This window comes from Fructilactobacillus sp. X2R1C1, assembly GCF_059901435.1.
In genome coordinates this window covers 1-245 of the sequence record NZ_JBWXUV010000137.1, presented here as the reverse complement: position 1 = coordinate 245, position 245 = coordinate 1, and the positions used below count along the sequence as shown (strand labels likewise).

Genomic DNA, 245 nt, shown 5'->3' with positions numbered 1-245 from the left:
ATATTAAGGTTTTTGTCGATTTTCATCGTGCGCAACGCGGATTGTTGGGGGCAGAAACCAGCCAAACTAATGCGGAATGGTATGCCGAACAACGGCAACAATATGGATTAGATCCTGAAAACGATATTACTTTTTACGGCGTACCGATCAACACCCGCGAACTGTTCGGAGTATTGCATATCAAAGGCTCGGTTTTTGATGACACTATTCTGTACACCGGCGCCAGCATCAATAATGTGTATCTG

The 245-nt window shown here is 44.5% G+C and carries 1 protein-coding gene; it reads left to right on the top strand.

Annotated features, from left to right (window positions below; translation table 11 throughout):
* A partial coding sequence (locus tag AC6UDG_RS07790) for a hypothetical protein (protein WP_500707004.1) occupies positions 1 to 245 on the top strand: 245 nt, incomplete at both ends.